20 protein-coding genes are annotated in these 23,163 nt (G+C 63.6%); 9 read left to right on the forward strand and 11 right to left on the reverse strand.

Annotated elements, in window-relative coordinates:
* Positions 1-367: hypothetical protein (locus KA184_10675; GenBank protein ID MBP8130029.1), on the forward strand; the 367-nt coding region annotated here is incomplete at its 5' end.
* Between the two features lie 37 nt (positions 368-404).
* Here the strand turns inward: KA184_10675 and KA184_10680 are convergent.
* The 3 genes from KA184_10680 to KA184_10690 all read right to left on the reverse strand — a co-directional run bounded on the left by KA184_10680 (position 405) and on the right by KA184_10690 (position 3,844).
* A complete protein-coding gene (locus tag KA184_10680; protein MBP8130030.1) occupies positions 405-575 on the reverse strand; it encodes a DUF2905 domain-containing protein in 171 nt (56 codons plus the stop codon).
* Between the two features lie 161 nt (positions 576-736).
* Entirely contained in the window at positions 737-2,344 is a 1,608-nt protein-coding gene (locus KA184_10685) for a protein kinase (GenBank protein ID MBP8130031.1), read from the reverse strand.
* 276 nt (positions 2,345-2,620) lie between these two features.
* On the reverse strand, positions 2,621-3,844 hold the full coding sequence (locus KA184_10690; GenBank protein ID MBP8130032.1) for a glycosyltransferase: 1,224 nt from the start codon (positions 3,842-3,844) through the stop codon (positions 2,621-2,623).
* Between the two features lie 160 nt (positions 3,845-4,004).
* Here KA184_10690 and KA184_10695 point away from each other — a divergent pair, with 160 nt between their 5' ends.
* The 3 genes from KA184_10695 to KA184_10705 all read left to right on the forward strand — a co-directional run bounded on the left by KA184_10695 (position 4,005) and on the right by KA184_10705 (position 7,719).
* Positions 4,005-4,973 (forward strand): hypothetical protein, encoded by a 969-nt coding sequence (locus tag KA184_10695; protein ID MBP8130033.1) that lies wholly within the window; start codon positions 4,005-4,007, stop codon positions 4,971-4,973.
* A 162-nt stretch (positions 4,974-5,135) separates the two neighbouring features.
* The gene (locus KA184_10700) at positions 5,136-6,266 is read left to right on the forward strand and encodes a hypothetical protein (protein MBP8130034.1); all 1,131 of its coding nucleotides are present in this window, start codon (positions 5,136-5,138) and stop codon (positions 6,264-6,266) included.
* Between the two features lie 76 nt (positions 6,267-6,342).
* Positions 6,343-7,719 (forward strand): hypothetical protein, encoded by a 1,377-nt coding sequence (locus tag KA184_10705; GenBank protein MBP8130035.1) that lies wholly within the window; start codon positions 6,343-6,345, stop codon positions 7,717-7,719.
* On the opposite strand, the gene recR is transcribed toward KA184_10705, so the two are convergent.
* The 4 genes from recR to KA184_10725 form a co-directional block, all read right to left on the reverse strand.
* Positions 7,716-8,309 (reverse strand): recombination protein RecR, encoded by a 594-nt coding sequence (recR, locus tag KA184_10710; protein MBP8130036.1) that lies wholly within the window; start codon positions 8,307-8,309, stop codon positions 7,716-7,718. The two genes, KA184_10705 and recR, sit on opposite strands and share 4 nt — an antisense overlap.
* Before the next feature lie 24 nt (positions 8,310-8,333).
* Positions 8,334-8,849: a peptide deformylase gene (gene def, locus KA184_10715; protein MBP8130037.1), complete on the reverse strand. Its 516-nt coding sequence runs from the start codon at positions 8,847-8,849 to the stop codon at positions 8,334-8,336.
* Between the two features lie 135 nt (positions 8,850-8,984).
* On the reverse strand, positions 8,985-10,352 hold the full coding sequence (gene dnaA / locus KA184_10720; protein ID MBP8130038.1) for a chromosomal replication initiator protein DnaA: 1,368 nt from the start codon (positions 10,350-10,352) through the stop codon (positions 8,985-8,987).
* 361 nt (positions 10,353-10,713) lie between these two features.
* Complete coding sequence (locus KA184_10725) at positions 10,714-11,214, reverse strand: nucleotide pyrophosphohydrolase (protein MBP8130039.1); 501 nt, start codon at positions 11,212-11,214, stop codon at positions 10,714-10,716.
* A gap of 44 nt (positions 11,215-11,258) precedes the next feature.
* Between KA184_10725 and pdxA the strand changes: the two genes are divergently transcribed.
* On the forward strand, positions 11,259-12,269 hold the full coding sequence (pdxA, locus tag KA184_10730) for a 4-hydroxythreonine-4-phosphate dehydrogenase PdxA (GenBank protein MBP8130040.1): 1,011 nt from the start codon (positions 11,259-11,261) through the stop codon (positions 12,267-12,269).
* 2 nt (positions 12,270-12,271) lie between these two features.
* A complete protein-coding gene (locus KA184_10735) occupies positions 12,272-13,513 on the forward strand; it encodes a VCBS repeat-containing protein (protein ID MBP8130041.1) in 1,242 nt (413 codons plus the stop codon).
* Here KA184_10735 and KA184_10740 read toward each other — a convergent pair.
* From KA184_10740 to KA184_10755, 4 genes are all read right to left on the reverse strand, one after another.
* Positions 13,499-15,670 (reverse strand): DUF3488 domain-containing protein, encoded by a 2,172-nt coding sequence (locus tag KA184_10740; GenBank protein MBP8130042.1) that lies wholly within the window; start codon positions 15,668-15,670, stop codon positions 13,499-13,501. The genes KA184_10735 and KA184_10740 overlap by 15 nt on opposite strands.
* A complete protein-coding gene (locus tag KA184_10745; protein ID MBP8130043.1) occupies positions 15,663-16,751 on the reverse strand; it encodes a DUF58 domain-containing protein in 1,089 nt (362 codons plus the stop codon). Before KA184_10745 ends, KA184_10740 begins: the two co-directional genes overlap by 8 nt.
* Before the next feature lie 5 nt (positions 16,752-16,756).
* A complete protein-coding gene (locus tag KA184_10750) occupies positions 16,757-17,704 on the reverse strand; it encodes a MoxR family ATPase (GenBank protein ID MBP8130044.1) in 948 nt (315 codons plus the stop codon).
* Positions 17,705-17,863: 159 nt separating this feature from the next.
* Positions 17,864-18,832 (reverse strand): dienelactone hydrolase family protein, encoded by a 969-nt coding sequence (locus KA184_10755; GenBank protein MBP8130045.1) that lies wholly within the window; start codon positions 18,830-18,832, stop codon positions 17,864-17,866.
* Between the two features lie 299 nt (positions 18,833-19,131).
* On the opposite strand from KA184_10755, the gene ligA reads away from it, so the two are divergent.
* From ligA to KA184_10770, 3 genes are read left to right on the forward strand one after another with little or no spacing between them, the layout of a single operon-like run.
* Positions 19,132-21,270: an NAD-dependent DNA ligase LigA gene (ligA, locus tag KA184_10760; GenBank protein MBP8130046.1), complete on the forward strand. Its 2,139-nt coding sequence runs from the start codon at positions 19,132-19,134 to the stop codon at positions 21,268-21,270.
* Positions 21,267-22,352 (forward strand): ABC transporter permease, encoded by a 1,086-nt coding sequence (locus KA184_10765; GenBank protein ID MBP8130047.1) that lies wholly within the window; start codon positions 21,267-21,269, stop codon positions 22,350-22,352. The genes ligA and KA184_10765 overlap by 4 nt, the downstream gene beginning before the upstream one ends.
* A gap of 42 nt (positions 22,353-22,394) precedes the next feature.
* Entirely contained in the window at positions 22,395-23,159 is a 765-nt protein-coding gene (locus KA184_10770; protein ID MBP8130048.1) for an ABC transporter ATP-binding protein, read from the forward strand.
* Positions 23,160-23,163: the final 4 nt, after the last annotated feature.

Here is a 23,163-nt window from a genome sequence, read left to right on the forward strand (position 1 = left end):
GGCCATGCGTTCGACGACGATGGGCGTACTGTTGGCGGTCATTGCGCTCGCCTTTGCGGGCGCGGCCTACTACTATTGGACCAGCCGCGGCGGCGAAGGGCCGGTGACCGGCGTCGTGGTGGACAAGGTCCAGCGCCAAGCAGGCACTGAGAGCGGCGGCCGCACGCTCGACCAGGGGTTGCGCGTCCTGACCGGCGAATCGTTCCGGCAGGACGTGTACCATTTCCTCATTGTGCGCACGGCTGAAAACGCCCTGGTCGAAATGAGCGTTGCGCAAAATCTCTACAATCAGGTCGAGATCGGCGACACGGTGCAGCGCACCTCGCCGGACGTTCCGCCGGTCCTTGTGCGGCAAGCAACGCCCTGAACTGGGCAACGCCCGCGCTCTTGTGTCGGCGATAGGACTAGGCGACCACGCTCAGCACAAGGCAGGTGACCACCGGAAAACAGACCGAGACTCGCTCGCCCTTGACCACGATATCGCCCGGTAACCGCCCAATGATCAGCCCAAACACGCTGCAAGTTGCGACAACACCCCAAGACCAGCCAAAAAACACCCCGCCAACAACAGCCATCTGCTTGCTTGCGCAAGGTCCATGCGTGGCAATCCTCGGGGCTCATGTGCGGCAAGAACGCCGATGATTACGGTCAAAAAGGACAACCGCAGCATCGGACTCGGCCCTGCTGTTCACGGACAACGATAGATGCAGACTGTTCCACAAATCCGCTCAGCGTTTCACCTGCGACCGTACTCCCGGTCCATGCGTCTGTTGTGTTCTTGCACAGCCCTTTCCATTTCCGCCCTGGTAGCGTCGATGCGCACCTTTTCCCGCTCGCGCGCCGCTTCTTCCTCCGCGGACCTTTGCCGAGCCCATTCACTGGCGCTTGCCGCCGCGGCACCTGCGTCCCAACTGTCTTCGTAATACACGACTTGCCCCGCGGACTGCGTGTCCGGCTCTGGTTGTGCCGTCGGGTCTTCCGGAGCCACCTCCCCTCGGTCTCGTAATCTGGCCTTCAGCGCTTCCCACTCTTGTTGTTCCTGCTGTTTTCTCAATTCCTCAGCCATTTGCCGCTCTTCTTCCAGCTTTGCCGTTTCCGCCCGCCGCGCCTCTTCTTCCGCCATGCGGCGCAGTTCCTCCTGAGCCGTCCGCCGGGCTTCCTCCGCCGCCTGGTCCTGTACCTCCGGCCTGGCAGAGGGTGATTGCAGCGATGGGAACATGTCCCAAGGGACCGCAAACAAAAGCAGCAACGCCAATCCCAAGAGCATGGTCGCCCCGCCCACCAGCAGCCCGAGGGATATCCGTGGCTCCGGTTGGCGAACGGGTTCTCGAGACCACGCAGGCTCCGTCTTCACCCACTGCAGTTCCACTTCGAGCCGCCGCGCCGCCTCCTCGGCCCTGTGATGCCGCTGTTCCTCCTCCGCGCGACGACGTTCTTCTTCTTCGCGAGTGCGGCGTGCCGTTTCCTCCCGCAACAGCGCCTCGGCGGCTGCGCCGGAGAACTCGTGAAGCAACGTCGCACAATTCGTAGGACGGCACTCAATGTCCTTCGCGAGTCCCGCGAGTAAAGCTGCGTTGACGTACTCGGGGACTCCTGGGATCAGTTCCGGCTCCTTACGCAGGATTTGCAGCGACATGTCGCCACCCAAAAACGGCGGCTCTCCATTGAGCAATTCATACAAAGACGCTGCAAAGGAATAAACATCATTGCGCTGGTCGTTACGATGTCTCTTTTCATTCAGCAACTGCTGGGGGCTCATATACGCGAGCGTACCCGTAGTCGCATGGCCGGTCCGGTGTGTCTCAGTATCGTGAATGACCCGCGCAATCCCAAAATCAACGAGCTTCGTCGTACCGTCGGCCGCGAGCAACATATTGCCCGGTTTGACGTCGCGATGCAGCACCTTCCTGCTATGCGCATAATCCAGCGCATCCGCCACGTGCCTGGCCCACGGCAACACCTCGTTCAATGCAAAGGGCCGCTTACCCCGCCCGCTCAACCGCGCCTGCAACGACATTCCCGGCACGTACTCCATTGAAATAAAATGCAGTTCGCCGTGCCGATGCAAGTCGTGAACGCGCACGATGTTTGCGTGGCTCAATTCGCGCGCCAGGACCAATTCGCGCTTGAGGTCCCTCAACGCCCCCTCATCGTCGGAGAATTCCGGCTTGAGCATCTTCAGGGCCACGGGCCGGTTGTCCAGTTCGCTATCTTCCGCAAGCCAGACCTCGCCCATACCACCTCGACCGACGCGCCGCACGAGCCGGAATCGTCCCCCAAGCGTGATCTCTGCCCTCAGGCTGACATACGTCACCGCATTGTCATCGAAAACAGCCCCATTCATTGTGCCCTGCTCCTCCCGTGGCTCCCTTGAATGCGCACTTCTACAACTTACTCATCTCCTTGATTGTGAACTGCACGTCCCAATCATCCCCTCGGGACTTGGTCCCTCGCCGTCTACCGCGTCCCAACTGGGATAGACCCGTCACAATCACGGCCATTCTACATCCCGGCAAAAGCAGTTTCCATGCCAACCACGAAGACGCGACGGCCTCGCCTGCGCGGGGAGGACGCCCGCGCCACAACCCGTGGCATGGGCATCTTGCCCATGCTCTTCGCACTATGTGACACCGCGACGTTGCCCGGTCAAGAGCTGTTCCAGGGCAGTCCTGTCCGCAACGCGGAGGATTTCTTCCGGCATGCCGGCGCCGCGTTCCGCGGCAAGACCAACGCAGCGGGACAATACGGGGCGATAGTCGGCCTTGTGCCGGAGCGCGGCGGCATAGTGCCGCCACGCGGCAGGCACGTCGTTCTCGGCCTCGCTCAACAGGCCCAGATGGTATTCGCTGCTGAACGAACCGGTCCCCAACACGTCTTCCGCCCCACCCCCCCACTCCAGGGACCGCTCGTATGCGGCCTTGGACTCCGCGACGTGCCCGAGCATGAGATGCACATAGCCCAGCGCATGCGGAAAATCCGCGCATCGCACGCCGGGATGCGCCAGTGCCGCGTGGCGCTCGAGCAATTGCAGCGACTGCACGGTCCGATTGAGGTTTGCATACGTGTAAGCGAGCGTAATCACCAAATCGGACAACACAACACGAGCGACGGGGCCGTCACGGCCCTGCGGCGGCGCGCCCGGCGCAAACCGGATTGCCGCGAGCGCCTGCTCGAAGGCAACCGCCGCCGCCGCGTACTGGCGCAACGAGAAATGGGCCTTGCCGAGCTGGTGCAGCAGGTATTCATCGTCCGGGCGGGCATCGAGCGCGCGCCGGAGCAGCGGGATATTGCGCAGGGCCTTATGGTCCGGCGCATCCGCGGCCTGCGCGTAGCCGAAGTGGCGCACCCGCACGCCCGTAGCCGCCGCGCGCTTGGCTCCGCCCGCTGCCGGAACAAGTTGCTCATGAATGACGCCTTCAAAACGGTACACACCGCGGTGAAAAAAGCGTTCGAGACGGTCCCGGACAACCGCGGCGTCCGCCCCGGGGCCCGTGGGGCTGAAAAGCTCTATGGTCCCGACCCAGGACGGGTCATGTTCCGCGGCGAAGGCAACCAGACGCGCGCGCGCGTCCGCGGGCGCTTCCATCACCTCGTCCGCGTCGATGCTGATCACCCAGTCGCCCGCGGCACAGGCTACAGCCGCGTTCCGCGCTGCCGCGAAATCGCCGCGCCAGGCGAAATGATGGACCTTCCCCGTGAACCCGAGCGCCGTCTCTTCCGTTTCGTCGGTCGAGCCGGTGTCGAGCACCACAATCTCGTCGGCAACGGCGCGCAGGGCCTCCAGGCACGCGGCCAGCCGGTGAGCCTCGTTCTTCACAATCAAGACTGCGCTGATCGAAGACATTGCTGCGGAACACTCCCGGACACCCGTAGTACACGCCGCGCGGGGCCTGATTTTCAACCTTCCCGCCTGAATGGCGGCGGGAATGCCGCGCCCGGATAGGCTAGAATGGGAGACGCGCGGAACAGGGCTGTCCGAAAGGCCATTGTTCCAGGAGGTGACCATGGAAGCGCGCAAGGTCTACACCGCCACCGTGCTTGCCGCTGCCGCGATTGCGGCCGCTTGGCTGACCTATCGCACCGTCTTCCATCGCGGCACGACGGCGCTCAGTCACGAGGCGTTCGTCACGGCGAACACGGCCGCGCGGATTGTGTTCTGTCCCGGGCACGTGCAGGATTATGTATCGCGTCTTGCCCCCGATGTACTGCGGATTGTGCCGGCCGTGCCCCGGTTGAGCTCGGTGGCCCCGCGTTCGAAACGGCTCGATTGGCTGCACTATCTCCCCGTCGAATTCACGTTTCTCGTGTCGCAGGACGCGGCGGGACAGCTCGACTTCGTGCTGTTCTCGAGAGAGAACACGGAGGGCCCCGATTTCCTTGACGTGATCAATGATTCGGATTTCTTCGCCGCCACCTATCCGGTACAGTGGGCCCAGCCGCGCGCCGCGCGCGAAGGAAACGACGCCTTGAGAGCCGCGGGCGTGGTTTATTTGCCCGAGGCGTTAGCCGAACGCAGCATGCAACTGTGGCCGGATTACCGGCCGGCGCGCGTGGACGCGGCCTCGGGGGCCCATTTTCTGGAAATCATGGCCGACAACCGCAACGGCGTCCTCTATGAACTGCATGGCGCCATCGCCGCGATGCGCGGCGACGCAGGCGTGACCGCGCTCGAACCGCTGCTTGAGGTCTGGCCCGCCGTGGCTTCGCTGCAATTTACGGCGGACCTCGCGGGCGACAACGCAATCGGCATGTCCGCGGTCCTGGTCTGCCAGCCGGGCTCGGGGGCTTCCGGCCTGAGCCGAATCAGCGAGAGGCTGATGGCCGCGGGCGACGCCATCGCCGGGGTGCTCCGGTCCGATCCGGGGCTCGACTTCGTGCATGAAGTCCAAACCTCGGGTCAACGTATTGAAGCCCACATGACGCTGAGCGGATTCGAGCCCATGCTCCGCGCGGCTCTTTCCCGCGGCATCTAGCGCGGGCGCACGCCACGGAAACCCGCGCAAGCGGCCGTTTTTTGTCCCATAACCGCAGGGAGCGCCCATGATTCGGGGGTTTTTGACACGGGCTTTGCGAGACGCATAAGATAACGCCATCAAGTCCCGAGGTGCCTTGCGCACAAGAGAGGAGTGACTCCCGTGAAGAAGGCAGTAGTGGCCCTTTGTTTGCTTGCGCTGACGGCCGGGGCCGGTTACAGCGTGTATCGTTACTATGTAGATATTGTGAATCCGGACCTTGGCCCACCGCCGCCCGCACCGCCGACGGATGGCGCCCCGCGGCAGCCCATAGAGATGCCGCAGTCGCCATTGGTTTCGCACGAAAAGGCGGCTACGCCGAACACGAACATGCGGCTGGTGCTGTCGCCGCGCACGGCGGCGGAATTTATCCACGCGCTGGTGCCGTGGGACATGCTCAAGTCAGTGGACATTCCGCCGAACATTGAGAAACTGCTGGATACGAAGTTCGCCGAAGTGCTCCCCAACGAGATCGCCTTGTTGAGCGGGGCGGATTTGGGCGCGAAACTCTATGAATTCACGTTCTTTGTCAACCAGCAGTATTTCGATGTGCTCCTTCCTATCGGCGCCGGGCAGGTAGGCCTGCCTCGAGGCATTCCCCTGGTCAAGTGGGATGAGGAAGGCTTGAAACTGCGTGAACCGGGTATGCTGACCGCCAACGGTTCACTGCCCGTGCCCGAGGGGCTCGATGCGAAATTGCAGGAACTCTGGCCGGCCGCCCCGGCCGAGGCTGCTCCGTTGACCATCCAAGGCGGTCATCTGGCCGAATTGGCGCTCGACAACCGGAAAGGCGAATTGCTGACGCTCGTCGCGGTCGCGGCAGCCCAGGATGGGCAAAGCCTCGATGACCTGTTCGCAAACCCGATGCTGCAATCGGTTCCGAAGGTGCTGGCGCAGCTGGCGGATGTCCGCGCATTCGCCGATTTGGGACCGTCTGACGCGCTGACCGTCGACTTTGCGCTCCGGGCGCTCGACACGGCCGGGCCGGAACTCGAACCGGTGATCGCGTTCGCGTTCGATGCGGCGCTGGTGCAGGTCAAGGGCATGCTCCAAGAATACGGCCTGACGCTCGATGGCAAGGCGCAGTGGGAAGGCAAGACCTATCACGGCGCATTCACCATTCCCGAATTCGGCCAGACAATCCGCGACTCGGTTGCCGCGCTCGTGCCCCAAGGCAAGCGAGCGGAACCGTCCACGCCTGTCACGGCACCGGCTGAAGCGCCGCCGGCCACGCCGGCCGGCTCGGGCGCGTAAAATACGCCGCGCCGCCGCCTGGCGCTAACGCCGTGCGCCCTCGCGGCGGAAGCAGACATCGGAAGGAGCTGATTGCGTGAAGAAAGGCTGTTTGATTGTTGCGCTGGTGCTGGTGGTCCTGGTCCTCGCGGGACTCGGAGGCGGCGCATGGTACGGAAGCCGCCTTATCGGTCTTGGCGAAGCGCCTGAGGTCACCCATGAGAAGCTCGTCGCAAAAGACACGCGCCTGATTGCGGTGGTCCGGCCCCGGGAATTGTTGCCGCTCATCGAAAAACATGTACTTCCCCTGTTGGACAGTGTTCCGGCGCCCAACTTCGTGAAATCGCTCATGCGCAGCTACGCGGCCCAATCACTGCCGAACGAAATCGCGCTGCTGGGCAATCTCGACGCCGCAAAGGGCGCATATCGCGCCCGGCTATTCATCAATGAGCGGTATTTCGGACCTGCCGTGGCGCAGTTTACGGCGAATCCCGCAAAGTTCGCGGACGTGATTCAGGTGAATTATGAATTGCCCGTCTTCACGCTGCCGGAACGCGGTGTGCTCACCACGGAACGCTCGTTTCAACTGCTGCGCGGGCTGGACGACGTCGTCGCGCGTTATTGGCCCGAGGACGGCGGCGAGCCCCTTCGCGCCGAGGACAAGCACTTGTTCGAGGTGGTGTTCGACAACCGGACGGGCGACCTCCTGCACGTGCTGGGCGCGCGCGCTTGCGCGCAAGGGCTGACGCTTCCGGAAGTAATCAAGGACTCGGCGCAGGAAAACACCGTAGGGTTGCTTCTGGCGCTGCTGGCCGACATCCGTGTAATCGCGGACCTCACGCCCAAGCACGCTGTCGAAGCGAATGCGCAAGTCAACGCGCCCGGACTCTCCACTTCCCCGTTCCACGCGAACGCCGCGCTGCGGATCGGCCCCGGCCTGCTTGATGCGCTGGGCAAGGAATTCGACACGCGCCACACCTTTGACGTGCAACGCCTGCCCGACCTGCTCATGAACAGCGCGGAGGCGTTCACGTTCGAAGTGACCTTTGACAACCGGTCCAACGAGTTCGTCACGCTGTTGGACAACCTGGGCCTGTTCGATACGCCGGAGATGCAGGCGGCAAACGTCCGGCAACAGCTCGAAATCTTCAAGCTGATGACGGAAGGACGCGTGAGCGGGCGCATGCAGAATAATGGCGACCTCGATATTATCTGGCGTGTCGACAGCGCGCCGGGGAATGAAGGGGCGGTCTATATTGCCCTGGGTTTTCTGCCCTTCGACGCGGAAGTACTGCCGCTGCTTGACGAGTTTGTGCGCGGCTATGGCATGACGCTGCAGGCCGAGCCGCCCACGATGGAAGACGGCGCGGCGTTTCTCCGGCGCTTCAAGGTCCGTGGTTTCCGGCAGAACGTGCTGAATTTCCTGCGCAGGAGCCCATCCGGCGCCCGCGGCGCCCTGGCCCGCGCCTTCTAGAGGCGGGTGCGCCCCTGCATCGCATGCGCGAGGGTGGCGTCATCCGCGAATTCGAGCCCGCCGCCCATGGGCACGCCGTGCGCGATGCGGCTCACGGCGACGCCGCACTGTCCAATCATGCGAGATAAATAAAGCGCGGTGGCTTCGCCTTCGGCGGTCGCGTTCGTCGCTACAATCACCTCGCGCACGGTTCCGTCCTCGAGGCGTTTCAGCAACCGGTCTATGCGCAGCTCCGAAGGTCCGATGCCTTCCAGTGGATTGAGCACGCCGTGAAGCACGTGGTACACGCCCCGGTAGGCGCCGCCCTTCTCGATGGCCATGGCGCCCGCGGGGCGTTCTACAACGCAGACCGTGGCGTGGTCGCGGCGCTCATCAGCGCAAATGACACAGGGGTCCGAGTCCGTAAGATTGCAGCAGACGCTGCAGGTGGTGATGCGGTCGCGCGCTTCCCGGATGGCCGCGCTCAGCGCGCGCGCTTCTGCTTCCGGCGCGCTCAACAGGTGGAGGGCAAGGCGCTCGGCAGTCCGTTTGCCGATACCCGGCAGGCGCCGAAACGCTTCGATGAGCCGCTCGACTGCGGGCGCCTGGATGAACATGGGCTCCCCCGGTTTTCTCTACTCGCTTTGCGAGGCAGCGCCCAACTGCTGGCAGATTTCGTCCCATTCCTGGAGTTTTGCCCGGCGCGTCAACACATCCAGACGATCAAGGATTACCATGCCATCCAGATGGTCGCACTCGTGTTGAATAACGCGCGCCTCCAATTCGGCCGCCTCGAATTCGCGCGGGTTGCCCAAGAGGTCGAGCGCGCGCACTCTGATCTTCCTCGCGCGGGCAACCGGAGCGTAAAGCATCGGAAGACTGAGGCACCCTTCCTCCGCCGTTTCGCTGCCCTCTCGGTCCAGGATTTCCGGGTTGATCAGGCACTGCGCCTCTTCCTCCGGCAGGCGATAGACCAGAATGCGGCGCGATACGCCTACTTGCGGCGCCGCCAGGCCAACGCCGTCAAAGACTTCCATCGTTTCTTGCATGTCTTCGATGAACTTGGCCAGCTCCGGCCCGAACTTCTTCACCGGCGCCGCCGCCTTCAGGAGCGGTTCCTTGGGGTACACCACAATATCCAGCAGTGCCATGAGCTACGGTTCCTTGGCCGAAATTCTAACACATTGCCCCAGCCGGCCCGCAACGCCGCGGATCCCCCATAGGGAAAAACATCCTCCGATTTTCCAGATATTCCCCGCGCGGGCGTGCCTCGTCAGGAAGACGCCTCAGCCATGCCGGATCTTCTTGATAAGCTGATCGATTGTCTGGCGCACCGCGGCCTCATTCCGGCTTTCGGTATTCAGCTTGTCGCAGGCATACAGAACCGTGGTGTGGTCCTTCCCGCCAAACGCTTCCCCTACGTCCTTGAGCGACAGGCTGGGGATCAACGCTTTACAGAGGTACATGGCCAGTTGACGCGGATAGGCGACGTGCCGCTGCCGGCTCCGGCCGCGCAAGTCGGCGATGCGTACGTCGAAATGCTCCGCGACCACGCGCATGATCAGTTCTATCGTGATCGGGCGAATCTTGTCGCTGCCGATCAGGTCATGCAGCACCTCCTGCACCAGCGGCAGCGTGATCTCCGTTTCCGTGAGGCGGCAATAAGCAAGAGCCGTGATGAATGCGCCTTCGAGTTCCCGGATGTTGCTCGTGACATGCGTCGCGATATAGCGGATGACTTCAATCGGCACGCTCACGCCGTCCTCGCGCGCCTTGTTCTGAAGAATGGCCTCCCGCGTTTCCTGATCGGGCGGCGTAATATCGGTGACCAGACCCCATTCAAAACGGGTTACCAGCCGCTCTTCCATCCCCTCGATTTCCTTCGGGCCGCAATCGCTCGAAAGCACGATCTGCTTGTGCGCGTCGTAGAGTTCGTTGAAGGTGTGGAAAAACTCCTCTTGCGTCGCCTCTTTTCCCGCCAGGAAATGCACGTCGTCGATCAGGATGATATCCACCTTGCGGTACTTGTCCCGGAACCGCTGCGTAGACTTCTTCGCGATGCTGTCGATGAGCTGGTTGGTGAATTGCTCCGTCGAAATGAAAACGACGTTTGTATTCGGGTCGATGCGAAGCAATTCCTGGCCAATCGCCTGCATCAGGTGCGTCTTGCCCAGACCGGTCCCGCCATACAGAAACAGCGGATTGTAGGCGCGCCCCGGAGAGTCGGCAACGGCGCGCGCCGCGGCATGCGCGAAACGGTTGCCCGCGCCGACCACGAAGTGCTCGAACGTATACCGCGGGTTGAAACCGTTGAAAACCTGCTGCACTCTCGCCGCCTTCGCCCGTGATGCGGCCTGCGGCGCCTTCGCCGGCGGTTCCGGGTTTTCCGCCCGTCCCCTTGCCGCCCCATGCAGAAAAGAAATGCGGTCGAAGTCCGGCAGCACGCGCCGCACGGACTCCATGATGGCGTCCATATAGTGGTCGCGCAGCCATTCCGCGAAGAACTGACTGGGCACGGCGACGATCAGGTGCCCTCCCTCATAGGATGCGTAATCCGTCTGCGCGAACCAGTTCTTGAAACTGTGCTCGTCCACCAGCGTCCGAATATGCTCCTGCGCCAATACCCAGGGGTTGTCCTTTTCCTTCACCTGCATGATCTGTCCCGTCCTCCTGCAACGTCATGCGGCCCGCGCGAAAACAGGCCGGCCTCCCCTGCGCGTTCCCAAGAGCCGAAAGCACCTGTGATGTGTTATAGTAAACTATAACTATCTTTGGAAAGAAGCCTCGGGCGCTTGCTGCGCGTGTCCCCACGCGACGCGGCAGGCGCCCCCTGGTCAGCGCTCCCGTTTCGGGGTACCGCAACCCCGGTCTCACTTGCGCCTTGCCGCGCCGATGGCGTTCCTTCCTACTTCTCCACAGGTTGTTCACAACCTGTCCACAGATCCATTTCAGCCTTTAAAATCAGGCGTTTTCGCACACCCGAACCCTGAGTCTGCACCATGATCGGGTCTCTTGTCAACCCCTTTGATTAGGATGTTGCAGCGCAAGGACTTTCACACGATCCCAGACCTCGTTCAACTCGTCGAGCGCGCACGTTTCGATCTTGCGCCCGCTCTTTTCCACCACGCTTCGAAGCATCGCGAACCGCTCCGTAAAACGCCGATTGGCCTCTTGGAGGGCTTCGACGGGGTGCGTGTGCAGGAAACGGCCCAGGTTGACCGCGGCAAAGAGCAGGTCGCCGAGCTCGCGCGCGGCGTGTTCGGGGTCGTCCGCCGCGAGCGCGTCTTCTATCTCTTGCGTTTCTTCGCGCACTTTCGCGATCACGCCGCTGATGTCGGGCCAGTCGAAACCAAGCCGGGCCGCGTCCTCCTGGATGCGCCAGGATTCCTCAAGCGCGCGTGAATGTCTCTCATGCCTTTCTTTCACGGATGCTGGTTCCTTTCCCGTGACGCGGGGCGTTTCGCTTCTGTTCGCGAACGGTCGGGTAACCGCCGGATTGGCGGCACTTCCTTCCATAGCGTATCATAGACTCTTACCGTGCGTGGAAACCGTGCAGTCTCATGAGTGCGAAACCTGTTCTCGGCATAACCATGGGCGACGTCAACGGCGTTGGCCCGGAAATCCTGGCAAAGGCGCTGGCCCGGCCTGACGTTGCGGCGGCGTGCACGCCCGTGGTCTTCGGCGATCCGGCGGTGCTCGAGCACGCGCGCCGCTTCGCCCCGGGGTGCCCCGAACCGTTGGGCGTGCCCGAAGCACAGATGACGCCGCCCGGTTACGTGGCCGTGGTGGACGCAGGTTATCCGGCGCCCGCGGTACACGCGGGAACACAGGATACGGCGGCGGGCCGCAGCGCGGTGGAATGGGTCAAGGGCGCGGTCGCCGCGACGCTTGCGGGCACGCTGGAAGGGATTGTAACGTGCCCCATCAGCAAAGCGTGCATTCATCAGGCGGGGTACCGCTATTCCGGACACACGGAACTCATCGCGGAGATGACCGGCAGCGCGGACTACCGGATGTGCCTGTTTGCGGGCGCCATGCGCGTCGTGCATATCACTTCGCATCTGTCGCTTCGCGAGGCGCTGCGCGCCGTCAGCCGCGACCGTATCATGACATCCGTCAAGGTGGGGCATGAGGCCTTGCTCCGGCTCGGGCTCGAGCGGCCCCGCATCGCCGTGGCCGGCCTGAATCCCCACGCGGGCGAAGGCGGCGCGTTCGGAAACGAGGAGGCGCGGGAGATCGCGCCCGCGATAAAAGCCTGCCGTGACGCAGGTCTGCCGTGTTCCGGGCCATACCCGCCCGATACCGTGTTTCGGCGCATGCGCGCAGGAGAATTCGACATGGTCGTCGCCATGTACCACGATCAGGGCCACATCCCGATGAAACTAATCGCGATGGACGAAGGAGTCAACGTGACCTTGGGCATTCCGATTGTGCGCACCTCGGTCGACCATGGGACCGCCTTCGACATCGCAGGACGCGGCATCGCGCGCGAGCACAGCCTCTGTGCGGCAGTCACGCTCGCCGCCTTGCTCGCACGGCGGCACGAGCCACTCGCCGGCTCGGGAGCATGAGCATGGGACTGCGTTTCGGCGCGTTCGCGCCGCTTGCGGCGGCGCTTTGCCTTACCCTTGTCCCGGCTTCGGCCCAGACATTCGAGATCAGCCGCGTGTTCCGGGTCGGCTCAAACCCGCGCGCCATCACGGCGCCCGACCTCAACGGCGACGGGTGGCCGGAGATAATCACCGCGGACACCGGGCCACTCGCGGACCAGCGGGAAGAGCGACCGGCCAACGACGAGTTGTCGCTCCTCATCGCCGAGGGCGACCTGAAATACGTGAAACACCATCCTTCCCTGAAGACGGGGTTCGCCCCTTACGCCATCGCGGTAGCAAACATTGACGGTTTGCGGATGCCGGACATTGTCGTGGCCAGCTTCCTCGCAGTCCGGCATCGCGACATCACGCTGTTTCGCAACCTCCCGGACAACCTCTTCGAAACACTCGACTTCAAGGTGCCCGACGAAGGCCTGGCGTACTACCGCCACCTGGACGGGGACGGACTCCCCATTTTCACCAAGCCGGGCCTGTCCTCCCTCGCGATAGCGGATATCAATGGCGATGGCTACCGCGACCTCGTCAGCACCGCATGGTCCTGCGATGCGCTCGTCTTGCTGCCCGGCGACCCGGAAGCCTATTTTGGCGTGCCGCAGTTCTTCCCCCTCGCGGGCGGGCCGCGCGATGTGCGGTTTTACGATTTCGACGGCGACGGCAAGGGTGATCTTGCCGTGCTGCTGCACACGACGGGGGAAGTGGCCTTGCTGCGCGGCAACGGCCAATTCGGTTTTGAACCGGTAACCCGGTTCCCGACGCGCGGCCGCCTGCCCAACCGCATCCGCGTATGCGACGTGAACCAGGATGGCCGCGCCGATATTGTCGTTTCACACGCGCACATGGACGACAGCATCGTCATCTTCTACGGCGACGGTGGCTTTGCGTTCAGCGTGTCCCAGGAATTGCTCCTCGGCGACGACCGGGCTGTGCTCGAGCACCAGATTGAAGACCTCGTCGCGGAAGACTTCAACGGAGACAACAGGCCCGACCTCGCGGCCGCGTGCTTTGCCTCGGGAAAGATTGAGGCATTCATCAACACGTCCGCGGCATCTGAACGGACGCAAGCGTTCCGGCGGGAATCCTACGCGATCCGCGAGGGGCGGCCGCGTGCGCTCTGCGTCGCGGACTTTAATCAAGACGGGAAGAAAGACCTCGCGGCCGCGGCGTGGCAGCCAGACAGCGTCGTGCTGCTACTCGCGCGCTGAGCGCTTCGCGAACGCCCCCCGCAAGCGCCGCAGCAATTGCACGTATCGTTCGCGCGGCATTCGTCTTCCGCCAAAACGCGCCTCGTTATAAGCCTGGATCACTTCCCGCAAGGTTTCGCCATCTCGCTGCACCGGCCAATGCGCCAGCAACTCCTCGGCGGTGACCCCGCTGGTATTCACGCCAATCCGCCGAAACCGCCGCAACACACTCCGATACAGGCGCGCGGCGCGGGCCTGGTCCGTCGTCAGGACCCAGGACCGCCGCTGTCCGCGCGGGACCAGATAGACGGCGCATACACCCGCCGCGACCAGTCCCAACAGCAGGAAATACCTGGCCGGCGCCCAAATGACGCGCCTGCCGCTGCCCGGCTCCAGCATTCGCGTCATGGCAGGCAGCATACCCACCAGGTTCGCGGTAACCTCGCGGAGCTGTTCCAGTTGCATACCCCGGTCGTAGCCAACAACCTCCTGATACCAGAACATCTTCAGTTCCAATGAGACGCGTGACAAATTGCGCGTAATTTGTTCAATCTGGCCGATATCGCCGGGTTCGGCGCGCGGCGACGGGTCAAAAACGACCCAGCCTTGCCCCAGAATCAGCACCTCCACCCAGAGATGGGCGTCCGACGCGCGTACGGTGTAGGACTGGCTGTCTTCCTCGTATTCACCGCCGCGAAACCCCGATACCACGCGCGCAGGAATGCCGAGACTGCGCAGCATGAGCGCCAGAGCGCTCGCAAACAATTCGCAATGGCCGCGCCGCGTCTCGTTTATGAACACGTCCATCGCGTGGTCGCGCGGCAGCACCGGCAAATCGAGCGTATAGGTGAACTCCGGCCCGCTCAGCCACTGCTGCAGCAACAGCGCGCGTTCGTAGACAGACCCGGCATCCGCGGTGAGACGGCGGGCCAGCGCCTGTGTTTCCGGCAGCAATTCGTGGGCCGTCAGCAGTTGATAGTCGCGCTGCGACAACTCCTGCTCGTAGTCATCCGGCGCCGCGCGCAATACCGCGGCGTTGGCCTCGCCCACCTCCGACCACGCCTCATAGGTCATACGGCGCGAGCCCGCCGTGTCATAAACCACCGTGAAATCCATCGCGTCATCCCAGCGCAGCCGCGCTCCCCGCGGCGCCGCGACCAAGGAGACCTCGTGAACGAGGTCCAGGCATGGCACGCCCAGGCCCGGGACATCGTCCATGTAGATCACCTGCCGCACGCGCTCCTTGGCCGGCATGCGGAAACGGGAAATACGGTCGCCGCCGGAGCCAAAGGGAAAACCGGCCCGGCGCCGCCCGGGAAAGGTCATCGCGGGGGATTCGAGATTGTCCGAGAGTCCCCTGCGGCTCCATTCAGACCCGACGTACTGGTTAAAGGTGGTCGTACGCCAGTACAGAGGCCCGCGATAGACGCCGCCGGGCAGTCCGGGAAACTCGACGTGCATCACCGCCGTTGTGTCCCGGGCAACGGTGCCGCCCCCGGCGAGGTCCACGCGCTCGGCAAAGCCCGTGCGCGAACGGTCCGGCAGGAGTTCACGGCCGAAAAGGCCCGCCTCCGTGCGCGGCGTGGTGAGGAAAAACAGGACAGTCAGCACGGTGGCGGCCGCGCCGAGGAGCACGACGCTGACCCAAACGCGCCAGGCCGCCTTCGGCGCATCGTCCGCCTGTATCGCTGAGAATGCGAGCGGCGGCACGGCGGCGGCGTCCGCATGCAAACCCAGCGACACGTACATCCAGACGGCGCTGACCAGGAACAGAACCAGGACCAGGCCCATCACGGGTTCCGGCGCCTGCACGAGCGCGGCCAGCAACATGAACAGCGCCATCAACGCGATGTGGTGAAACTGGCGCACGTCCTTCGTATGCAGCAAAAGATAACTCTGAATGAAGACGACCAGGATTACGACGGCATCGAGCAGCCCAAACGTCATGACGGTAAACGGGACGAAGAAGAAATACGCCAGTGTGAGCGGCCACGTAATCGCGCGATATACCGGGTACCGCGCGTCCAGACGCTCGGCAATGGGCGCAATCGGCATCAAGAACAAGGGAACCACCAGCACAATGCCCCCGTAGATGCGAACGGACGCCAACGCCAGAAACCCCGAGAGAGCCAGCACCGCGGCCGCAACGCGCAGACTGATTCCGGCGGACTTACGCATAGATGACCTTCCGCGGATCCAGTACGCGCGCATCCACGCCATACACCGCGCCGCCCCAGCTCCCGGGATCGGGCGAAATGACGATGACTGCGGCCCAGGTACATTCCCGGCCCCGGCGCACCGCCTCGGGCCACGCGGGGGCATCCGCCGCACACGGCACTACCCGCGCCAGCAAGTCCAGGGTCCGGCGCTCGTGCGTGGCGCCCTCTCCGCCGTCAACCGCCCCCCCTGGAACGTAAACGGCCACGTTGTAATGCCGCCGCAGCAGCGTAATCGCGAGCGAAGCGAGCATCTCGACCGCATCCTCGAATCGCCGCCCGAAATCTTCGACGTCCGCCCTGCGCCGCGCGTCCAGCACAAACGCGACATGGCGCGAGTGTTCGCGAGACATCTCGCGCACAATCCATTTCCCGAGCCGCGCACTGACGCGCCACGCGATGCGGCGCGGGTCGTCGCCGTTCACGTACTCACGCAGCGTAAAGAACTCATCGCCTTCACCCGTTGCCACGCTCGGCGCCTGCCGGCCTGTGCCGAACTCATCCACCACATTGGTGCGCACCGCGTGAACGCGCGGATACACCAGCACCTCTGCCTGGTCGGCAAACACGCGCCGCCGCTCTATGAGGCCGAAGGGATAGGAACACCGCAAGGCATACGGTTCAAGCACATGAGGGCCGCGATAGGCCAGCCTGTGGCGAACGGCAATTTCGACGGCACGGCCCGCTGGCAGGCAAACGACATGGGCCAGCACGTCGCCGCGCAACGCCGCGCGGCCGATGCACAGCGAGAACGCCGGAATCAGACGGCGGCGGTTCTCGATGCGCACCCGCACCCAGAACGGTTCACTCCGCTGCACGGCATGCGGCGCGACCCGGCTCATGGTCAGGCCGCGCACCGAGAAGAACACCGCCCATACAAGCGACAGCACGGGAAACGCGCATACGCCGGCAAAAAGCAGGTAGAGCAACTGATTGCCCGTGTTCCACGCCATGGGAAGCCCGAGCAGCATCATCAGCACGAACGCCCGGCCAACGGGCAGCAGGCGCAGCCGGCGCGGACGCTTTGTGCGGGGGTGCGGCATGGCGCTTACCGCGGCACGGGAATCCGCTGGACAACATCCCTGATCACGCGTCCCCGCTCGTCCGCGGCCGTGGCAAGGTCAGCGCCCCGCGACTTCACCAGTATCCGATGCGCCAGCAATGGAACCGCCATCACCTTGACGTCGCCAGGCGTGACAAAATCGCGCCCCTCGACCACCGCACGCGCTTGACACGCCTCGTAGAACGTGAGCGAACCGCGCGGGCTGGCCCCCAGCATCACTTGCTCATGCTCGCGCGTGCCCTGGATGATGTCCAGGATATACCGGGCAACGCTTTCGTCCACGCGCGCCTGGCCCACTGCGTCCTGCAACGCCACCAGTTCCTCGCCCGTGAGTACGGGCTGCAGGTTCTCCAGCTCCTTGCGCGGGTCCCTGCGGCGCATGATGCGCAGTTCGTCATCGGCCGGCGGATACCCCATCGTCACGCGCAGCATGAAACGGTCCAGTTGCGACTCAGGCAACGTATAGGTGCCCTCGTACTCAACGGGGTTCTGCGTGGCCATGACGATGAACGGCCGCGCCAGTTCGTACGGCCTGCCGTCCACGGTGACCTGATATTCGCTCATGGCCTCCAGCAGCGCGCTCTGCGTCTTGGGCGGCGTACGGTTGATTTCGTCCGCCAACACAACATTCGCGAAAATCGGTCCCTTGCGGAACACAAACTCATTCGACCGCGGGTCCAGCACCGACACGCCCAGGATGTCCGATGGCAACATGTCGCTGGTGAACTGAATGCGGCTGAACGTGCACTGCATCGAGCGCGCGATCGCCTGGGCAATCGTCGTCTTCCCGATGCCGGGCACGTCCTCAATCAGGATGTGTCCGCGGGCCAGCAGACCCGTCACGCACAACTTGACGACATCATGCTTCCCAAAAACGACCCGTTCAATGTTCTCAATCAGATGTTGAATACGCTGCGCGGCGGCACTATCCATGTACAACTCCGTGGACCGTTGCTTCAGGCCCTTACACGCGCCCGCTTCGGGCACCGCCCCGACCGCAACCCCTGAGAAAAAACACCCGCCCGGCCGTCTTATTCCGCCGGGAAGGCGCCACGCGATTCGCGGGACGCCAATATCAGGCAAAAGACGCGCTCACAACCAGCGTTCAAACCACTCATCGGCGACTTCAAGCGTTTCGCGGGTGAAATTCTGGAAGCCCTGCGCGTGACCATAATGGTCGATAGCGGTGCGCGCCCCCAGCAACTTGTACACGCGCCCGGCCAGCGTCACCGCCTTTTCGCAACTCTTCGGGTTTGAGAGCGGCGTGTCCGCGGTTGAGGTTATCACCAGCGTCGGGCTGGGCGCGGCCAGCGCGAGAATATGCTCCCAGTCGAAAGGGGCCTGGCCCGCATCCAGACTCTTCTTCAATTCGGGCATCAGGCACATGCCCTCGCCGCGAGTCCAGCGATCCGGGTCTTTGTCCGTGCTGAGCCGCGTGAAGCCGCAACTGGCCACACAGGCGCGGACGCGGTCGTCGAACGCGGCAAGCAGCAGCGCGTTAAACGCGCCGAGACCGTGGCCGATGACGCCGATGCGCGCGGAATCCACGCGTTTCTGCTCTTCGAGCAGGTCGATTGCGTAGGCATGGTCCAGGAGCATGCGCCCGGCAAAAGACAGCCTGGAATTGTTCTTGTAGTACTGTTTCGTGTCGAAGGGCTTGGCGCTGTGAAGGCGCCGCTCGCCGGCGGTCAGGCAATCGGGTGCCAGGGTCACATAGCCCAATTCCGCGTAATGCTGGGCGAAGGCCAGCCGGGAATCCCCTTCAAATCCGGCCGCTTCGTCTTTGCCCGCGGGCGTTTCCTGGTGGCAGCAGAGGATCGCCGGCGCTTCGTCCTTGCCCTCCGGCACAAACAACCACGCCGAAATGCGCTCCCAGCCGTCCACGAAATAGTTGACGCGCTTCCGCACGTAGCCCGCGTGCTCCAGTTCGTCCACGGTCTTGGCCTGCAGCTCGACGCGCTCCTTCGGCAGTTCACCAAGCACGGCAAGCAGGGACGCCTCGATCTCCGCGCGCATCTTCGGCCACGTGGACAGGTTCTTCAGCTTAGCGAGGTCAAGCATGTCGTTTATTCCACTCCCGCAGGCGCGAACGCCTGCGCGGCACATCCTGCCGCGAGAGTCCTCTGGTCGACCACGCTCATCCACCGGGAGACGCGGCATACAGCATGGTAGAAGCGCGGGCAGGCGAGATCAACCTCGCGGCCCCGTCGTACGCCTGGCAGATAACGTTCCATCCCCTCCGTGAAACGATCTTTCGCGGCGAACCGGTGCAATTTTGCTCATCCCGCGCGCGCACCGCGCAGGCAATTGCCGCGCCGGCGCGCCGCGCTCTACGGATACTAGCCCAACTGATTCCCGAGATGTCAAACTACAACCATCCCGCGTCGGCGTTCCTGTGCCGCTTCGTGCCGGGAGACCCGCACGCCAGCTTTGTGCGAGCGCGGCCCCGCTTCTTCTATAATGCCGCCACAGAAAAGGGGACTGAAAGCGTGATACCGGAGAAGATCCGCAGACGGCATGAGTCGCTGTGCGCTGAAGTCGAGCGGCACAACCGCCTCTACTACGTGGAAGCGAGGCCCGAGATTTCCGACTTCGACTATGACGCGCTCATGCGCGAACTGGTCCTGCTGGAGCAAGACCACCCCGCACTTCGGACGCCCGGCTCTCCCTCGCAGCGCGTCGGCGGCGCGCCCATCGAAGGCTTCGAGACGGTGGAACACGCCGTACCCATGCTGTCCATCGACAACACGTACAGCGAAGCGGAACTGCGCGAGTTCGACGCCCGCGTGCGGCGGGGCCTCGGCGGCGAAGCGGCCGCCTACGCGGTCGAGCTGAAGATTGACGGCGTCGCCATGTCTTTGCGCTATGAGCAGGGCGTGCTGGCCCGCGCCGTCACGCGCGGCGACGGCGTCCGCGGCGATGACGTAACCCAGAATGTCCGGACCGTTCGCAGCCTTCCGCTCCGGCTGAGCGGGCGCGCGCCCGAAACGCTCGAGGTGCGCGGCGAGGTATTCATGCGAAACCAGGAGCTGGACCGGCTCAACAAGATGCGCGAGGCGGAGGGCGAAGAGCCGTACCGCAATCCGCGCAACACTACCGCGGGCACCCTGAAGCTGCTGGACTCGAAGCAGGTCGCTGAACGGCGGCTGGATATCTTCGTCTACGAACTCGTGCCGAACACCGCTTTCCAAGCCGCCTCGCACATGGAAGCGCTCGAAAAACTGCGCGACTGGGGTTTCCCCGTAAACCCGCACCGGAAACGCTGCGCAGCCATCGGCGAAGTCATCGCCTACTGTGATTCCTGGGCGGAAAAGCGCCACGAACTCGGGTATGAAATTGACGGCATGGTTGTCAAGGTGGACTCCTTTGCCCAGCGGCAACGCCTGGGCGCCACCACAAAGTCGCCGCGTTGGGTCATCGCGTACAAGTTCCCGGCGCAGGTAGCCCGCACGCGCCTGCTGGACATCAAGGTCCAGGTTGGCAAATCAGGCGCACTGACGCCCGTCGCGAAGATGGAGCCCGTGAAACTGGCGGGCACCATCGTGAAACGGGCGACCCTGCACAACTTCGAAGACCTCAAGAAGAAAGACCTGCGCGTCGGCGACCTGGTCGAAGTGCAGAAAGCAGGCGAAATCATCCCGCAGGTGCTCGGCTACGTTCCCGCCGAACGCCCGCCGCGGGCCAAGCCGTTCCCCGTGCCGCACGAGTGCCCCGTATGCCGCACCGAAGTACACAAGGACCCGGACGGCGCCTATCTGCGCTGCCTGAACCTCGCCTGCCCCGCACAGGTGAAGGAGCGCCTCGCCCATTACGCCTCACGCAGAGCCATGGACATCGAGGGGCTCGGCCCCGCGGTGATCGATCAACTGGTGGATGGCGGCCTCGTCCTGGGCCCGGACGGCCTCTACCGGCTCGACGCGAACACGCTTCAGGCTCTCAAACGAATGGGCGAAAAATCCGCCGCGAACCTTGTCGCGGCCATCGAGGCGAGCAAAGCGCGGCCCTTAAGCCGTCTGCTGTTCGCGCTGGGCATTCGCCATGTCGGGCGGCACATCGCCGAGGTGCTCGCGTCCCATTATGGCGACATCCGCCGCCTGATGGCCGCGCCCGTGCCGGAACTGCAGGAAATCCACGACATCGGCGCCATCGTGGCCCAAGGCGTGCACGACTTTTTTCAAACCCCGGAAAACCGCGCGCTAATCGATAGCCTCTGCAACCTGGGCCTGAATACGACCGAAGCAAGCGCGGCCGTTTCCGGGCCGCGGCCTCTGGCCGGAAAGACGTTTGTCGTAACGGGCTCGCTGCGCCACTACACGCGGGACGGCATCCACGAGAAGATCAAGGCATTGGGCGGCAAGGCGGCCTCCAGCGTGAGCAAGAACACGGACTACCTCATAGCGGGAGAAGACGCCGGGTCGAAACTGACCAAGGCGCAGGCCCTCGGGGTCCCCATACTCACCGAGGAGGAATTCCAGGCACTGGCGGAGCGCGGCGCATGAACGCGATCCGCATGGCCTGCCCCCCCGCGCTTGACCAGGAAACGGGCCGCACGCTCTTTGACACGATAGCGCGTCAGCGCCTCGGCAAAGGCCTGACGCTGACCCTGGACTGCTCCGGCACACAGTCTATCGACTCACGGGGCAGTGCATGGCTCGTGGCAATTGCCGAAAGAGTGCAACAACGGCATGGCGCGCTGCAGCTGGAGGGCGCGCACGGTAACGTGGCCGAATACCTGGAACTGGTCGCGCCGGGACTCACGCACACCGCCTCCGCTTCAAGAACGCCGCCCGGTTTCTTCGAGGAGATCGGCCACTACACGCTGAAGTGGGCGGCGGAGTCGCGGGATTTCCTCAACCTCTGCGTAGACGCTGTCTACTGGACCGTACTCGCTCCCTTCGAAGGCCGCGGCTTCCGCTGGGGACTGTTAGTAGAGGAAATCCACGAAATGGGCACGCGCGCCGTGCGCATCGTGGCCTTGATGAACTTCCTGCTTGGCCTGATTATTGCCATGCTGTCGGCCAAGCAGGTCGAGAATTTCGGCGTGCAGATCTATGTGGCCGACCTGATCATGATTGGTTTCGCGCGGGAACTGGCCTCGATCATGACGGCGGTGGTCGTGTCGGCGCGCACGGGCGCCGCGATCACGGCGGAAATCTCCACGATGAAGGTGCAAGAAGAGATCGACGCGCTGCGTGGCATGGGGCTGAACGTGAACCAGTTTCTCGTGGCCCCGAAGCTGCTCGCCCTCTTGATTGCCATGCCGTGCCTGACGATCATCGGCCTGCTGGCCGGGATTATGGGCGGCGCCCTGTGGGGCGTGTTCATCCTCGACTTTCAGCCGTCCATCTGGTTCGAGGAAACGCTGAACGCGGCGCATCTGGACGACCTGATGCAGGGCTTCCTGAAGTGTTTCGTGTTCGCGGTCGTCATCGCGCTTGTCGGCTGCCACAACGGCTTCCGCGTTGAGGGCGGCTCGCGCGGCGTCGGCCTGATGACAACCCGGTCGGTGGTCATGGATATCTTCATGATCATCTGCATCGATATCGTGTTTGCGATCATATTCTATTATCTGATTCCCTGACGGCCCTGGAACCGCGCGCCGGTCCGGGCGGATTAACGGCACATGACGGCGAACATCATCGAAGTGCAAGATTTGGTCACCCATTACGGGGAGAAACAGATCCTTGGCGGCGTGTCCTTCGCTGTGACGGCCGGCGAGGTGACCCTCGTGATCGGCGGCAGCGGCTGCGGCAAAACCACGCTTCTGAAGCACATGTGCGGCCTGCTGAAACCCACGTCGGGCCGGATCGTTTACCAGGGCGCCGATATCACCAAGATGGACGAAGAAGAAATCGCGCACATGCAGCGGAACATCGGCATCGCTTTCCAGACCAGCGGCCTGTTGAATTCGATGACGGTGGGCGAGAACGTCGCGCTGCCGCTGCGCGAATATGGCGCGTGCGAAGAACGCCTGGTCGACGCGATCGTGCGCATGAAGTTGAGCCTGGTCGGCCTCGCGGGCGCCGAGGACCTGATGCCGGACGAACTCTCGGGCGGCATGCGCAAGCGCGCCGGCCTCGCGCGCGCCATTGCGCTGGACCCCCCACTCGTGTACTTTGACGAGCCGTCCGCAGGCCTCGACCCGATCATGGCCTCGGGGCTTGACGAGGTCATCCTGAGACTGAAGCGGGTGCTCGGGATCACCTTCGTCATCGTCACGCACGAATTGCAGTCGATTCGCAAGATTGCAGACCGTATACTCATGCTGGATCAGGGCCGCGCCATATTCTTCGGCACGCTGGGCGACGTCGAACACACCAGCGTTGAGCGGGTCCGGCAGTTTTTTGAACGGCGGCCCGACGCGTATATCATGCAGCGCAGCATTTAGGAGA

This window comes from Candidatus Hydrogenedentota bacterium, from assembly GCA_018005585.1.
GTDB lineage: Bacteria > Hydrogenedentota > Hydrogenedentia > Hydrogenedentales > JAGMZX01 > JAGMZX01.